This window comes from Lutimonas sp. (genome assembly GCF_051011215.1).
GTDB lineage: Bacteria > Bacteroidota > Bacteroidia > Flavobacteriales > Flavobacteriaceae > Lutimonas.
Genome location: NZ_JBPCUJ010000008.1, coordinates 49,563 through 65,840 on the forward strand (window position 1 = coordinate 49,563; position 16,278 = coordinate 65,840).

Annotated in this window: 15 protein-coding genes; 12 read left to right on the plus strand and 3 right to left on the minus strand. The window is 38.0% G+C overall.

From position 1 onward, the window contains the following. The first annotated feature begins 2 nt into the window (after positions 1–2). From ACR2MV_RS01200 to ACR2MV_RS01215, 4 genes are read left to right on the plus strand one after another with little or no spacing between them, the layout of a single operon-like run. Complete coding sequence (locus tag ACR2MV_RS01200; RefSeq protein WP_434020046.1) at positions 3–1,439, plus strand: LptF/LptG family permease; 1,437 nt, start codon at positions 3–5, stop codon at positions 1,437–1,439. A 10-nt stretch (positions 1,440–1,449) separates the two neighbouring features. Next, on the plus strand, positions 1,450–2,595 hold the full coding sequence (gene ribB / locus ACR2MV_RS01205; protein ID WP_434020047.1) for a 3,4-dihydroxy-2-butanone-4-phosphate synthase: 1,146 nt from the start codon (positions 1,450–1,452) through the stop codon (positions 2,593–2,595). Between the two features lie 34 nt (positions 2,596–2,629). Beyond that, a complete protein-coding gene (gene lpxK / locus ACR2MV_RS01210) occupies positions 2,630–3,682 on the plus strand; it encodes a tetraacyldisaccharide 4'-kinase (RefSeq protein ID WP_434020048.1) in 1,053 nt (350 codons plus the stop codon). After that, entirely contained in the window at positions 3,645–4,457 is an 813-nt protein-coding gene (locus tag ACR2MV_RS01215) for a purine-nucleoside phosphorylase (protein ID WP_434020049.1), read from the plus strand. The genes lpxK and ACR2MV_RS01215 overlap by 38 nt, the downstream gene beginning before the upstream one ends. A 662-nt stretch (positions 4,458–5,119) precedes the next feature. Here ACR2MV_RS01215 and lipA read toward each other — a convergent pair. The 3 genes from lipA to hutI form a co-directional block, all read right to left on the minus strand. Further along, positions 5,120–5,989 carry a lipoyl synthase gene (gene lipA / locus ACR2MV_RS01220; RefSeq protein ID WP_434020050.1) on the minus strand — a complete coding sequence of 290 codons (870 nt, stop codon included), beginning with the start codon at positions 5,987–5,989 and terminating at the stop codon, positions 5,120–5,122. Between the two features lie 91 nt (positions 5,990–6,080). Beyond that, positions 6,081–6,572, minus strand: a complete 492-nt coding sequence (locus ACR2MV_RS01225) for a DinB family protein (RefSeq protein ID WP_434020051.1) — start codon at positions 6,570–6,572, stop codon at positions 6,081–6,083. 11 nt (positions 6,573–6,583) lie between these two features. Then, positions 6,584–7,819 (minus strand): imidazolonepropionase, encoded by a 1,236-nt coding sequence (hutI, locus tag ACR2MV_RS01230; protein WP_434020052.1) that lies wholly within the window; start codon positions 7,817–7,819, stop codon positions 6,584–6,586. Positions 7,820–7,956: 137 nt separating this feature from the next. Between hutI and pta the strand changes: the two genes are divergently transcribed. The 8 genes from pta to gndA all read left to right on the plus strand — a co-directional run. After that, positions 7,957–10,044 carry a phosphate acetyltransferase gene (pta, locus tag ACR2MV_RS01235; RefSeq protein ID WP_434020053.1) on the plus strand — a complete coding sequence of 696 codons (2,088 nt, stop codon included), beginning with the start codon at positions 7,957–7,959 and terminating at the stop codon, positions 10,042–10,044. An 87-nt stretch (positions 10,045–10,131) separates the two neighbouring features. Next, a complete protein-coding gene (locus tag ACR2MV_RS01240) occupies positions 10,132–11,328 on the plus strand; it encodes an acetate/propionate family kinase (protein ID WP_434020054.1) in 1,197 nt (398 codons plus the stop codon). 87 nt (positions 11,329–11,415) lie between these two features. Continuing rightward, positions 11,416–11,928, plus strand: a complete 513-nt coding sequence (locus tag ACR2MV_RS01245) for a DinB family protein (protein WP_434020055.1) — start codon at positions 11,416–11,418, stop codon at positions 11,926–11,928. A 171-nt stretch (positions 11,929–12,099) separates the two neighbouring features. Further along, complete coding sequence (locus ACR2MV_RS01250) at positions 12,100–13,797, plus strand: GMC oxidoreductase (protein WP_434020056.1); 1,698 nt, start codon at positions 12,100–12,102, stop codon at positions 13,795–13,797. 1 nt (position 13,798) lies between these two features. Further along, entirely contained in the window at positions 13,799–14,422 is a 624-nt protein-coding gene (locus ACR2MV_RS01255; protein ID WP_434020057.1) for a gluconate 2-dehydrogenase subunit 3 family protein, read from the plus strand. Positions 14,423–14,500: 78 nt separating this feature from the next. Beyond that, the gene (locus ACR2MV_RS01260) at positions 14,501–14,674 is read left to right on the plus strand and encodes a hypothetical protein (protein WP_434020058.1); all 174 of its coding nucleotides are present in this window, start codon (positions 14,501–14,503) and stop codon (positions 14,672–14,674) included. 1 nt (position 14,675) lies between these two features. Next, entirely contained in the window at positions 14,676–15,152 is a 477-nt protein-coding gene (locus ACR2MV_RS01265) for a gluconokinase (RefSeq protein WP_434020059.1), read from the plus strand. Further along, positions 15,149–16,278, plus strand: a 1,130-nt coding sequence (gndA, locus tag ACR2MV_RS01270) for an NADP-dependent phosphogluconate dehydrogenase (protein ID WP_434020060.1), incomplete at its 3' end; no start/stop codon positions are given. The genes ACR2MV_RS01265 and gndA, both read left to right, overlap by 4 nt.

Below are 16,278 nucleotides of genomic sequence, written 5' to 3' on the forward strand. Positions count from 1 at the left end.
AAATGAAAATCTTAAACAGATATATTCTCAAGAGTTTTCTGTCTCCTTTTGTCGCGACTTTTTTTATCATCCTGTTTGTATTGATCATGCAGGCACTGTGGCTACAGTTTGATAAAATAGCAGGAAAGGGTATCAGTCTTGTAATTATACTGAAGTTCCTTGGGTATATGGCTTTGATGATGGTACCCACTGCATTACCGATTGCTATTTTATTATCTGCGATTATGGCTTTGGGTAATATGGCTGAAAATTATGAGTTTGCCGCCGTTAAATCGGCAGGAATTTCGCTACAGCGTTTTATCAGACCTCTTGTGATGCTGATGCTCGTGTTGAGTGTTTCCAACTTTTTGTTTTTAAATTACGTATTTCCGTATGCTTCTTTAAAGTCTAAAAATCTTATTTATAATATGAAAATGAAAGAGCCTGGACTGGCATTGGTCCCAGGTACTTTTAATACAGAAATTCCAAATTACAGCATAAAATTTGAAGAAAAATATGGGGAAGATGAGAATCTTCTCAAGAATGTGTTAATCTATGACCTGCGGTCTAACACGGTGAATAATAAAGTAATTACAGCAAAGAAAGGTGAAATAGTATCTGAAGAAGGGAGTCGTTATTTGACTTTGATCTTAGAAGACGGTTATTATGCTGAAGACATGATTCCTAATAAGACGACTGTAGAATCGAGAAAAAGAGCTCCTTTTACCAAGGCACATTTCGACCATTACGAGGTGAATATTGATGTGTCGAGTATTGGTGATTTTGATCCGGATGATGTTAAATACAAAACAGGAAAAGAAATGTTAAGTTTGAGACAACTGGACTTTTTTATTGATTCCCTGCAGGCACCCTACCATGAGTTCGTTGCAAACAGAGCACAACGTGTATATAAAACAATGAGGGCGAGTTCTTTGATGAAGGATACTGTTAAAGGCGAGCTTTTGAAGCCTGAAATTTTAGATAATTTTGATGAAAAGAACAAAAATTTAATTGCGGATAATGCCTTTATTGCTGTTCAGGGCAATCTCGAAAATCTTCGAAGTTTTAAGAATACCTTAAAAGACAAGCGTAAAATTATCAATGGATACAATGTGGAGTTTCATAAAAGAATTGCTTTTTCCATTGCCTGTTTGGTCTTGTTTTTTGTTGGAACCCCTTTGGGTTCCATTATTCGAAAAGGAGGGTTTGGTTTGCCGATGATCATAGCAATAACAATTTTTGTGATTTACTTTTTTCTGTCCATATTCGGAAAGAATATGGCGGAATCCAATAAAGTTTCACCATTTATTGGAGGTTGGCTGGCAACGTTTATTTTACTTCCTTTTGGAGCCTTGTTGATGAAGAGGGCTACCAATGATAAAGGAATATTTAATTTTGATGCCTTTATGCAGCCTGTTTATACTTTTTTCAATAAAATTTTTAAATTAAACAAGAATTAATTCCGTAGATATGGATAATAATATAAAACCAATGATTAAGCTGAATACGATTGAGGATGCTATTGAAGATATTAAAAATGGAAAGATGATCATTGTTGTGGATGATGAGAGCAGGGAAAATGAAGGTGATTTTGTGGCAGCTGCTGAAATGGTTACGCCGGAAATGATCAATTTTATGGCTACCAATGGGAGGGGATTGATTTGTGCTCCTCTTACCGAATCAAGATGTGAAGAGTTAAACCTTGATTTGATGGTAGGGAAAAATACGGTATTACATAATACCCAGTTCACCGTTTCCGTTGACTTAATCGGTCACGGTTGTACCACCGGGATTTCAACTCATGACAGGGCAAAAACAGTAAAGGCCCTCACTTTGAATGAAACCAAGCCAGAAGATCTTGGAAGGCCGGGACATATCTTTCCGTTGCGAGCAAAGGACGGTGGTGTTTTGAGACGTACGGGGCATACTGAAGCTGCTATTGATCTTGCGAGATTAGCGGGCCTAAAACCTGCGGGCTTACTCGTTGAAATTCTTAATGAAGATGGAACCATGGCACGTTTGCCACAATTGATGAAGGTGGCTGAAAAGTACGATCTTAAAATTATTTCTATTGAAGATCTGGTGGCGTACAGGATGAATCACGATTCATTAATTGATAAAATTGAAGATTTTAGCCTGGAAACCAGGTTTGGAAAATACTGTTTAAGAGCCTATAAACAAACCACGAATGGTCAAGTACATATCGCTTTGACCAAAGGACAATGGGAGATGGGTGAAGAGGTACTGGTGAGGGTTAATTCGACATTGATCAATAACGATATTGTAGGAACACTTACCAATAATCCTGATGATAAGCTGGCAAAAATGTTTGACATTATCAATAAGGATGGTAAAGGTGCCGTTGTATTTATCAATCAGGAATACCAATCTTTTGACCTTATCAATCGATTGAAGTACTTAAAGAATTCTCAGCAGGAAAATGAAGTTTCAGAACCTTTGCTGCGGATGGATGAGAAAGATTTCGGGATTGGAGCTCAGATTCTTCACGACTTAAAAATCAACAAAATTAAACTGATTACCAATAACAAATATTCAGGGAAACGCGTTGGGATGATCGGTTACGGTTTAGAGGTGGTTGATAATATTTCATTTTAGATTTTTCTGTTTGGATTTTTGTATTTTCGTCTAAGTGAATTCACTTCGAAAAATATTATTTCCTTTTTCCATCCTTTATGGACTGATCACCGGGCTACGGAATTTTGCATTTGATATTGGTATTCTTACTTCGAAATCATTTGATATTCCAATTATTTTGGTGGGTAATCTGAGTGTTGGTGGCACGGGAAAGTCTCCAATGATTGAGTATTTGATAGGTCATTTCTCTGACTCTTTAGAAATGGCTGTTCTGAGTCGCGGTTACGGAAGAAAAACCAAAGGATATCTATTGGCTGATACCCGCAGTACAGCAAAAGATATAGGAGATGAGCCCTTTCAGTTTCATCGAAAATTTCCTGCTGTTAAAGTAGCTGTGGATGAAGAGCGGGTTCATGGGGTTGAACAACTGCTAAAATTAAAGCCCTCTGTGGATTTGTTGTTGATGGACGATGGTTTTCAGCATCGTTATGTGCAGGCTGGTTGTGCTGTTTTATTGACGTCATATGAAGATTTATATACCAATGATTTGTTATTACCTGCAGGGAATTTAAGAGAGTCGAGAAGAGGAGCCAGACGCGCTCAAATTATAGTTGTGACGAAGTGCCCGGATGATATATCCGGAGAAGATCGAAACAGAATAATTGATCAATTAAAGCCAGCTGAAGATCAGCATGTCTTTTTTAGTTGTATAAAATATTCTTCCCGAATATTTGATGGTTCAGGTCATAGGTCTTTAGAAGAAATTACTGGAAGTCAGGTGGTTTTGGTAACGGGTATTGCGAATTCTTTGCCCATGGAGCGATTTTTATCTTCACGAGGCATTGATTTTAGACATATAAAGTTTTCAGATCATCAGCGAATTGATGGCGATGATATGCAAAAAATAAAGGATGGTTTAGATGAATTGCCTGCGGATCAACGAATCGTAATCACTACCGAAAAGGATTATGTCAGAAGTTTTATCGACATCGATCTTCCGGTATTTTACCTCCCTATTTCAACAGAAATAAAAGGTGATAGCGAAAAATTTAATGAATTAATACAAGTATATGTACGAAAAAATAAAAGAGACAGCAAGGTTTCTTAAGGATATTGGGGTTGATAAACCAGATTTAGGAATTGTTTTAGGCACAGGTTTAGGAGGTGTCGTAAATATGATTACTATTGAGAAAAGTATTCCTTATCACGATATTCCCAATTTCCCTGTGAGTACGGTTACCGGGCATTCGGGAACGCTAATTTATGGGACATTGTCTGGTAAAAAAGTGTTGGCCATGCAAGGAAGGTTTCATTATTACGAGGGATGGGAAATGCAGGAAGTCACTTTCCCAATTCGTGTGATGCACTTATTGAGTGTGAAAAAATTAATGGTTTCTAACGCATGCGGAGGTGTGAATCCTGAGTTCAAGGTGGGTGATGTAATGATTATCAATGATCATATTAATATGATGCCTGAGCATCCGTTGCGAGGAGAGAATGAGGAACGGTTTGGTCCTCGATTCGTGGATATGCACGAGCCTTATAATAAAAAGATGATCAGTTTGATGAAATCTGTGGCATTTGATCTTAAAATAGATGTGAAAGAAGGTATCTATCTGGCATTACAAGGACCAACCTTTGAAACACCTGCCGAATATAGAATGGTTAAATTGATGGGGGCTGACGCTGTAGGAATGAGTACTGTTCCTGAAGTAATAGTTGCCAAGCATATGGGGATGGATTGTTTTGGTCTTTCAGTTATTACTGATCTGGGAATTGAAGGAAAGGTGGAAGAGGCATCTCATGAGGCTGTGCAACTTGTGGCAAAGTCCTCGGAAATTAAAATAAGCAAGCTTGTTGAAACTTTTATTAGTAAGTTGTAGAAATAAATAAAGCACTTCTGGATGTCGAAGTGCTTTAGCTTACTAACTCAAAATTAATTTTTAATGAAGAACAAAATTTTGTGAGGAATTTTGTCTGCTTCGAAAATAAGGAAATATTAAGGTATTCACAAGAATAATCTTATTTTTTTTGATATTTTACCTAAAAATCTCATTTTTTCTTAAGAATAATTGCTTTTTTCGCTGTTGTAATTGATAATGACATAATATTAGTAAGCAATTATTTAGATCCTTAGAACTAAAAAGCACCTCCGAGAGGAGGTGCTTTTAGCTTACTAACTCAAAATTAATCATAATGAAAACAAAATTAGTGGGGAATTTTGCTTCAACTAAATAAGTGCAAATCTCATGCCAAAAACACTTTGAATTGTTAAAAATTTATTAAATCCGTTATTTTTTTGGAAAATGAGTGGTGAAATATGATTTTTTCAGGATAGATTTCCTAGAATTCGTCTATTTCGGAAAAGAATTGACTGTGTATAACATAAAAGCACCTCTAATAGGAGGTGCTTTTAACTTACTAACTCAAAATTAATCATATGAAGTCAAAATTAATGGGGAATTCTGCTTCATAACTATATCATCAAAATTCGTACCAAAAGTTTGAATTTAGATGTTAATCATATGTTAATATGGTATTTAGCTTAAAAAAGGTGCTTTTCTGCCCTGTATGAAGAACGAACCAAGGCTCCACTTTCTACATATTTAAAGCCAAGATCTAAACCAATTTTTTTGTATGTATCAAACTGTTCCGGAGTAATAAATTCGTGTACAGGTAAGTGTTGTTTACTTGGTTGCAAATACTGACCGATAGTTACAATATCCACCTTCGCTTTATGCAGATCGTGCAAGGTTTCAATAACTTCTTCCTCCTTTTCACCTAAGCCAAGCATAATACCTGATTTTGTTCTTTTCTGTCCTGCATCTTTAATATAAGATAAGACTTCAAGACTTCGATCATATTGTGCCTGAATTCGAACTTCACGAGTAAGTCTTCTCACAGTTTCAACATTATGAGAAATTACATCAGGCGCCACTTCAATGATTCGATCTATATTGTTTTTCATCCCTCTGAAATCAGGAATCAGGGTTTCCAACGTTGTATTTGGATTTGTTCTTCGAATTGCTTCTACTGTTTCGGCCCATATAATCGAGCCACCATCTTTAAGATCATCCCTATCAACAGAGGTGATGACGGCATGTTTAATTTTCATTAGATAAATCGAACGGGCCACTTTTTCGGGTTCATCCCATTCAACAGTTTCAGGTTTTCCGGTTTTGACTCCACAGAAACCACATGATCGGGTACAAATATTCCCCAAAATCATAAAGGTAGCCGTACCCTCTCCCCAGCACTCTCCCATATTTGGGCAGCTCCCACTGGTGCAAATGGTATTTAATTTGTACTTATCTACCAGACCTCTGAGGTCCGTATATTTTTTACCGACCGGTAGCTTGACTCTTAACCATTCTGGTTTTTTTGTTCTTGGAGTAATCACTGAGTTGTCCGACATATTTCTAAATTATTGTTTGCAAATTTACAAAGAATAATCGTATTGATTTATCATCAATCCATGTCAATTTTCCTGAAATGCATCAGGATGTTTAGGCTTTTTGTTTTTTGATTAAATTATGGATAAGTCCTATTTGTCCCAAATGGTATATGTCATGTTGAAGAACCCCCTTTAACAGGAAGTCATAAGAATAATAGCCTTTAAAATCGGTATCAAAATAGGTCTCTGATAAATAGGAATCATTTTTTGATTCAAGAAGCAGAATGATTTGTTCTAAACTTTCGTTATAGGCAGCGATAATTTGATCCTTTCCAATCTTTCTCAAAAATTCATTAGATATCCAGTTTGTCGGATCAGCATCCGTAATGCTTCCTGTGCCTGTTTTGAGTTTTAAAATACTCTCTTTTCTCCAGGTGGTCAAATGAGAAATGATCTCGGCTATGCTATGCAGGTCAGCAAGCTTGCTGAAAAAATCTTGTTCGCTAAGAGCGTTCAATTGATCGTTAAAATTTGTGCCAATCCAGCTTTTTTCTTCCTGGACAGCGGCTAACTCTTTTACAAGATTATTTATTAAAACTGTCATCAATAGGCTATTTAGATAAAAGTACCCTTGATCATTACTTTGTCAATCACATTACTGCCAAAGGCATAAGGTATAAAATTATAACTGGGAATATCTTTGGTAATGATCAGGTTTGCAAACTTTCCTTTTGTAATACTTCCATGTGATGAGCTCAATCCCATGGCATAAGCTCCATTGATGGTCGCTGCATTGATGGCCTCTTCAGGGGTTATTTTCATTTTGATACAAGCCGTTGCTACAACAAAATTCATGTTGCCACTGGGTGTTGATCCGGGATTAAAATCTGTAGCAAGAGCTAATGGAAGCCCCTGATCGATCATTGTTCTGGCCGGTGTATAAGGAATACTTAAAAAATAAGAGCAGGAGGGGAGGGCTACCGGCATAACTTCAGTATGCTTTAGACTATCTATATCATCCTGGGTCATTACTTCGAGATGATCAACGCTTAAGGCATTATGACTTATACCAACCTGTATACCTCCAATACTGTTGAATTGATTTACATGGATTTTCGGTCGCATACCATACCTGGTACCTGTTTCTAGTATCTGAGCTGTTTGTTCAGTGTCAAAGTATCCTTTTTCACAAAAAACATCTATAAAATCAGCTAATTGATGTGCTGCTACCAAAGGTATCATTTCCTTGCAAATCTGATCGATATAAGCACTTTGATCGTCTTTAAAAAGGGCAGGGAAGGCATGTGCTCCTAAAAAAGTCGATTTTATGGTTACGGGATAAGATTTTGAAAGGGTTTTGATCACGCGCAACATTTTTAGTTCTGCTTCGGGGCTCAAACCATAGCCTGATTTAATTTCAACAGCACCTGTGCCAAGTTGCATTACTTCCTGCAGTCGCTGAGAAGATTGTTCAAATAATTCCTGTTCTGTACTGTTTTGTAATTTTTTTGCAGAATTCAAGATGCCACCACCTTTCGCAGCAATTTCTTCATAGCTAAGACCATTTATTCTATCGACAAATTCTCCCTCTCTGTTGCCGGCATAAACAATGTGTGTATGTGAATCGCACCATGCGGGCAAAATGATCTGACCTCGGGCATCAATCACCTGGTCGGCATTGTAATCTGTTAATTCCTGCATAGATCCATAGTCTATGATTTTTTCATCCTCTACCAGGAGATACGCATTCTTAATTGCGGGTAATTCCTTCATGTCCGCACCTGCTACTTTTTGGATGCCTTCATCTCTAATCTGTAACAGCTCTTTTATATTAAATAATAAGGTTTTCATATTTCTCTTGACAGGATTCAGATTTATATGCAATTTACTCATTAAAAATTGTGAACCTCAGGAATAAGGAATAATTGTTACATAGAAAACCATAAATAATTTATTCATATAAGTATCTTTGTGAAAATTTTTTTAAGATGAGTAGAGCCATTTATATAGCGACCGGAGAAGCTGAAAGCGGGAAATCGATTCTTACGCTGGGTTTGATGAGAATTCTTCTGGGAAGAACCAGAAAGGTCGGATATTTCAGACCGATCATTGAGGTCCTTGATCCTGCGAAAAAAGATAATCATATCGAAACAATTTTGACCCATTTTAACTTGGAAATGGACTATGAAGAATGTTATGCCTTAACCGGAGCGGAGGTTATTCAAAAGAAGACTGCCGGTCATGACGGGGAAATTTTGGATGAGATTATCAAAAAGTACAAAGCTTTGGAAGATCGATTTGATTTTATTTTGGTCGAGGGTACAGATTTTTCCGGGGAGGCTGTTTTTGTTGAGTTGGATATAAATGCAATCATCGCAAAGAACTTAGGAATACCGGTTATTTTAGTGGGTTCCGGAAAAGATAAAAGTATTGACGAACTGATATCCAATCTTCATTTGGCCTATGATTCTTTTATGGACAAGGAAGTAAAGGTACTTGGAATTGTTGCTAATAAGGTCGCTGAAGAACAGGTTTCTTCCATCGGTGCTATTTTAAAGAAAGCTGTCAATGAGGAAATTTTCATAGGTGTTATTCCTATGATCACGAGTTTGAATAACCCTACCATCAAAGAAATTGTTGATGAATTAAATGCGGATGTTCTGATTGGTGAGTCCCAGCTTGATAATCAGGTTGAATCATCAGCAGTAGGAGCCATGCAGTTAAGAAATTTTCTACAGCATTTAAAAACAAACTGTTTGGTGATTACTCCCGGTGACAGGGCTGATGTTATATTGAGCTCGTTGCAAGCCAGCATTTCAGATAACTATCCCAAAATAGCAGGAATTGTGCTCACAGGAGGACTTACACCTGAAGAACCCGTGATGGATTTAATCCAGGGTTTGAAAGAAGTCGTACCCATTCTTGCCATCAATAAAGGGACTTTTGAAGTCGCAAACAGAATAGGAGCGATTCGATCACATATTTACCCAAGCAATGAACAAAGGATCTATACCTCCTTAAACACCTTTGATAAACACGTTAACATTTCTGAGCTAACAAGAAAATATTTGACATTTAAGCCAAAGGGATTAACGCCAAGGATGTTTCAATATGATCTTTTGAAAAAAGCTCAAAAAGTTAAAAAGCATATTGTTCTTCCAGAAGGGACAGACGATAGAATTTTACTGGCAGCAGCCCGTTTAACTGTGCTTGATATTGTTGAAATCACATTGTTGGGTGCCAAGCAAAGTATTGAGGATAAGATAAACGAATTGGGAATTAGCATGAATTTTGATCGTGTCAATATAGTAGACCCTGCGAATTCACCTGAATTTGACGATTATGTGCAGACTTTCTATGAGTTGAGAAAACATAAAAACATCAATATTAGCATGGCACAGGACCTGATGCAGGATGTTTCCTTTTATGGAACAATGATGGTCTACAAAGGTCATGCAGACGGGATGGTTTCAGGTGCGGTTAATACAACGCAGCACACCATCAGGCCTGCTCTACAGTTTATTAAGACCAAACCAAATGTATCCGTAGTATCTTCTGTATTCTTTATGTGTTTGGAAGACAGAGTGTCTGTTTTTGGAGACTGTGCAATTAATCCTAATCCAACGGCAGAGCAATTAGCAGAAATAGCCATTTCATCAGCCGATTCAAGTGCTGATTTTGGAATCGAGCCTAAGGTAGCCATGTTATCTTATTCTTCAGGATCCTCAGGTCAGGGAGCAGATGTGGATAAAGTCAGAAAGGCCACAGAAATTGTAAAAGAACTGAGGCCGGATATAAAAATTGAAGGACCCATTCAATATGATGCGGCGGTTGATAGTAAAGTAGGAAAGAAAAAATTGCCAAATTCAGAAGTAGCGGGAGAGGCAAGTGTTTTGATTTTTCCGGATTTGAACACAGGTAATAATACCTATAAAGCAGTTCAAAGAGAAACTGGAGCTATTGCAATTGGCCCTATGCTGCAGGGATTGAATAAACCGGTGAATGACCTGAGCAGGGGTTGTACCGTGGATGACATCTTTAATACTGTTATTATCACTGCAATTCAGGCACAATAAAATCAAAAGGATCATGGCAGTTTGGATTCCAACAGGCTGGCCAGATTTTAAAAGAAATATTTTAATTTTAGACCCATAAAATCAAGCATGAAAATATTAGTTATTAATTCAGGAAGTTCATCGATAAAATTTCAATTGATTCAGATGCCTGAAATGCAGATACTGGCCCACGGAATGGTTGAAAGGATTGGTTTAGAGGGTTCTAAAGTTGAGTTGAAGACAAATGATCAGGTTTTTGAAGAGTTTAAGGATATCAGAAATCATGAGCAAGGACTTGAAATGGTCGCGGAATTATTACTGGACCGTAGCATCGGATTATTAAATGATCCCGGAGAAATTGACGCTGTTGGTCACAGAGTTGTGCATGGAGGAAGTTCTTTTTCGAAAACGGTCTTGATTAACGAGGAGGTCAAGGAAAAAATAAAAGAATTGTTTAGTTTGGCGCCACTTCACAATCCGCATAATTTTAAAGGAATAGAGGTAGCAGAGAAAATTTTTAAAAAGGCATCTCAGATTGCCGTATTTGATACCGCTTTTCATCAGACCATGCCGGAAGAGGCATTCCGATATGCCATTCCAGAGAATTTATACCTGGAACACCAGATCAGAGCCTATGGCTTTCATGGTACAAGTCATAAATATGTGTCTCAAGAGGCAATTACGTATTTAAACAAATCACAATCAAAAATAATTACTGTGCATTTAGGAAATGGCTGCAGTATTTCAGCTATTAAAGACGGGAAGAGTGTAGAACACTCTCTTGGCTTCGGCCCCATGAATGGACTTTTAATGGGTACGCGCAGCGGAGATATTGACCAGTCCGTTATATTTTTCCTGATGGACGAGCTGGGCTATAGTTCCAAAGAAGTGAAAAAGATTCTACAGGAAGAAAGTGGAATGCTCGGTTTGACAGGCTATAGTGATTTACGAGAAATTGAGACGAAAGCGGAAGAAGGCAATAAGGTGTGTACGCTTGCATTGAAAATGAATGCTTATCGCGTTAAAAAGTATATTGGTGCTTATGCCGCAGCCTTAAATGGATTAGATGCCATTGTCTTCACTGCTGGAATAGGAGAGAATTCGGATGTGATGCGGAAATTGATTTGTCAGGATCTGGATTTTTTAGGAATTGAACTGGATGAAGAAAAGAATCAAATCAGAAGCAAGGAACTAAGAGAGATTCAGAAACCCACGGGCTTGGTTAAAATTTTAGTGATTCCTACCAATGAAGAAATTGAAATTGCCAGACAGTCATTTCAATTGGTGACGGATATGTTAAAATAATGGTTAAAAGAAGCCATTTTTTAGAAGGCTTTCCTACAGATTGCTTGGAATTATTTAAATTAGGCGTTTTTAATTGAAGCATTGAAAATGTCTATACCTCAAAAACAAGAATATCCCCCATTTTACCAACCTTATATCGACATCCTGGATCCGAACTTGGGAGTACTCGATTTACTTGAATTGTCTCTTGAGCAATTTGAAGAGTTGTTCTACGGAATAGAAGGGTCAAAGCAAGAATACCGATATGCACCAGGAAAATGGACCATCAAGGAACTGGTACAGCATTTGATTGATGCTGAAAGAGTGTTTATTTATAGGGCTTTGCGACTATCAAGAAACGATCAAACGCCATTACCAGGTTTTGATGAGAATCTATATGTTTCTAATTACCAGAGTAATAAGCGTAATTATACGGCTTTACTAGATGAGTTCTGTTTGCTTAGAAGATCGAATATTTTGATGTTGAAGGATTTTAGTGACATAGAATTCAACAGAAAAGGAATCGTTTCGGATTTGCCTATTACTGTAAGAGCCATTGCTCATATCTGTTCAGGACATGTCTTTCATCATTTAAAAATAATCAAAGAAAGATATTTGTAAGTGATTTGCTTTAAGTGAATTAACAAAAACGGGTACTGTAGATTTAATTTCAATGAAAAATTCTGAACAACAGTGACTTATGAAGTTATTAATTTGCAAAAATATACTGTTTCCCAAAGAATTTAAATAAAGAAGCGCAGGAGATATTAAATTAACAAGTAGTTAAATAGAATGGAAGAAAAATTTGATGCTATTGTAATCGGAACCGGTATATCAGGAGGATGGGCAGCAAAAGAACTTTGTGAGAATGGATTAAAAACACTTGTTCTGGAAAGAGGAAGGATGGTAAAGCACGTTGTTGATTATCCCACGATGCATGATGAAAACTGGGACTTTACTCATAGAAACAGAATAACACCGGCAGAAGAAGCGAGACAGGAAAAACAATCCAGAACCGGATATACAACAGCTGAAGCCAGTAAGCATTGGTTTGTAGATGATATTGATCATCCCTATTCTGAGACCAAACGCTTTGATTGGATGAGAGGCTACCATGTGGGTGGTCGTTCAATTACCTGGGGAAGACATTCCTACAGGTTGAGTGAAATGGATTTTGAAGCCAATAAGAAGGATGGCCATGGAGTTGATTGGCCGATTCGATACAATGATATTGCACCATGGTACGACAAGGTAGAAGAGTATATTGGTGTTTGTGGTACCAATCTGGGATTAAAACAGTTGCCCGACGGAAAGTTGACAGAGGCCATGCCATTCAATTGCGTTGAAGCAGATTTTGCAGATCGAGTGGCTGAAAATATGGATGGCAGGGTAGTTACCCAAGGTAGGGTTGCTCATATTACAGGAGATAAAAGTCATGAAGGAAGAAGTAAATGTCAGTTCAGAAACAGGTGTATTAGAGGCTGTCCTTTTGGAGGATATTTTAGCAGTCTGGCGTCTACGCTTCCAGCGGCTCAAAAAACCGGGAAAATGACCTTACGACCAAATTCTATCGCCCACGAAATTGTCTATGATGCCACATCAGAAAAGGCAACGGGTGTTAAGGTGATTGATTCTGAAACAAAAGAGGAATTATTTTTTGAGGCGGAGATTATTTTTTGCTGCGCCTCGGCAATTGCTTCCACTTCTATTCTCATGCAATCAACATCTGAGCGGTTTCCAAACGGACTCGGAAATGATAGTGGGGAATTGGGGCACAACATTATGGATCATCAATTAGGTGTTGGAGCTTACGCAGTTGTCAATGAGCATGAAGATAAATATTACAAAGGCAGAAAACCGGGAGGTTTTTATATTCCAAGATTCAGAAACCTGGAGGGTGAACCGGCTCATGACAGATTTAAGCGAGGTTATGGCTATCAGGGTGCAGCAAGCAGACAGAACTGGAGAAGGGCGGTTTCGGAGTTGAGTTATGGCAAAGATTTTAAAGATGATCTGGTAAAACCAGGTCCTTGGGTAATTGGCATGGGAGGCTTTGGAGAATGTTTACCTTATCACGAAAATAAAATAAGTCTAAACTATGATGAACTTGACCAGTGGGGATTGCCAACGGTTGATTTTGATGTTGAGTTTAAGGAAAATGAAGAATTAATGCGTGAGGACATCAAGGAACAGGCTATCGCCATGCTCAAAGCGGCAGGTTATGAAAATGTCCGAGGCTTTGATGACAGGAGTCAGTATGCGCCTGGTTTGGCAATTCATGAAATGGGCGGTGCCAGGATGGGACGTGATCCAAAGACTTCAATATTAAATAAGCATAATCAGATTCATAACGTAAAAAATGTATACGTGACAGATGGGGCCTGTATGACCTCGGCAGGTTGCCAGAATCCTTCACTGACCTATATGGCTATTACAGCAAGGGCGGCAAATCATGCGGCACAGGAGTTTAAGAAAACAAGAAATATATAAGATGAATAGAAGAGATCTAATTAAAAGTATCAGCCTTACATTTGGCTATGCGATAGCAGCTCCAACTGTTCTGACTGCTTTGGAGTCCTGTAGTAAAAAAGATACATCCTGGGAATCCCTGTTTTTAAACGATAAAGAAAAAAACTATGTTACGCATCTCGTTGACATCATATTACCCGCTTCTGATATTCCGGGGGGACTGGATATTCAATTACCTCAATTTGTTGATATGATGCTTCATGATATGCTGACGGAAGATGACAAGGAACTATTTACTGCAGGAAGTCAACTATTTGCAGACAAATTTGCTGCTGTGTTTGAACAGGATATTTCAATGGGAGACAAGGATAAAATAGGCCAGCTCTTTAAAAACTATTTTGATTTAAAAGGAGATGATAAGTCAGCTGTTCTGCGAAGACAAGCCATGGGAATACTTCTGGTAGAGCCTTCAGAAAAGGAAGATTTTCTGTTGTACAACTTTCTGATGCAAGTCAGAAGTCTTTCATTGTTTGGGTATTTTACCTCAGAAAAAATTGGAAGAGAAGTTTTAAATTTTGATCCGATTCCCGGTAGCTACAACCCATGCATACCCCTGGAGGATATTGGTAATGCCTGGACGATTTAAAAGAAAACTAATGAAAATGAAGTTTAAAAGAACGTTGGTTCTGTACGTGTAAAATTGATAGAAAAAATAATGGTTCCCATGCATAATGTCACTTCCTTTTCTTTTGGCGGAAAAATTTTCGATACCCTGTATGTCACAGCCTCGAGCTTGGGCCTGAATGAAGAAGAAAAGAAAGTGTTTTCTTTTGCAGGGTCATTGTTTGATGTGAATACAGGAGTGAAAGGAGTTGCAGGTAATTATATTACAAAATAATATGATAATTCAAGTAATAGGCGTAAGTGGTTGTGGAAAAAGTACCATAGCAAGGAATCTTTCTAAATCCTTAGGAATACCTTACTATGATGCAGATGATTTCCATCCCCCGGAAAATGTAGAAAAAATGAAAGGTGGGCAACCCCTGAATGATGAGGACAGGGCCTCTTGGTTAACCACACTTTCGGGGCACTTGCAGGAATGGGAGCAAAAAGAAGGGGCCATTCTGGCTTGTTCGGCCCTTAAAGAGAAATACAGAGCGGTACTCTCAAGGGGATTAAAAGAATGTCATTGGGTGTTTCTTTCCGGAGATTATGAGCTCATTTATGAGAGGATCAGTAAAAGAGAAGGACATTATATGAATGAATCATTGTTAAAATCTCAATTTGAAGCACTTGAAGTCCCGAGCTACGGGATACATATCGATATCAATAAATCTCCAACGGAGATAGTAAACATCATAAAATCAAATCTATGAGCGAAGTGAAAAGTGAATTTGGCGTATTCGGTCTCGGAGTAATGGGAAGCAGTATTAGTTTAAATATTGCAGATAAAGGGTATGAGTTATCTGTTTTTAACAGAGCAGATGGAGGAGAAGCGCATGTAGTTGCTGATTTCCTGGAGACCAACTCGCATTTGAAAAATATTCATGGCTTTACAGATTTGGAAGCCTTTATAGAATCAATGGCCAGGCCGAGAAAGATATTGGTAATGATTAAAGCAGGTCCTACGGTAGATTTGGTATTAAACAATCTTGTTCCGAAGCTGTCAAAAGGGGATGTGATTATTGATGGAGGGAATTCTCATTATTTAAATACCAAGAAACGCTTTGATTTCTGCGAGTCGTATGGGGTGGAATTTGTCGGTGCAGGAATTTCAGGAGGTGAAGAAGGTGCTCGAAAAGGACCTTCCATCATGCCGGGAGGATCTGAAGAAAGCTATTCAAAAGTATCTTCTGTTTTGGAAGCTATTGCTGCGAATGATGATTTTGGCAAAACCTGTTGCACTTATATAGGACCTGAAGGCTCCGGACATTTTATTAAAATGGTTCATAATGGCATTGAATATGTAGAAATGCAATTAGTAGCCGAATTGTACAGCATTTTATCGACCTCCTTTTCCAACGAAGAGATAGCAGCTGTTTTTGAACAATGGAACGAAGGGGAATTATCAAGTTATTTGCTGGACATAAGTATTCAAATATTAAGAAAGAAGGAAGGAGAGGGGTATTTGTTAGACAAAATCCTTGACAAAGCAGGAAACAAAGGAACTGGTTCCTGGTCGAGCAAGGCTGCTTTCGATCTGGGAATTCCCAATACGATGATGTCATCAGCTGTATTTGCCAGGTATATTTCATCCTTTAAGGAAAGAAGAATTGCCTTGGCTGCACAAATTGACGGGAAGCATCATAGCAGCAATTTACCCCCTGTAGATACTATAAAAAAAGCCTATTCAATGGCGCGCCTGCTGAATCATCAACAAGGTTTTAAGCTGATGGAGATCGCTTCTGAGAATTACAATTGGTCATTGAATTTTTCAGAAATCGCCAGGATCTGGTCTAATGGATGCATCATCAAGTCTGATTTAATGAACCAACTTCACAG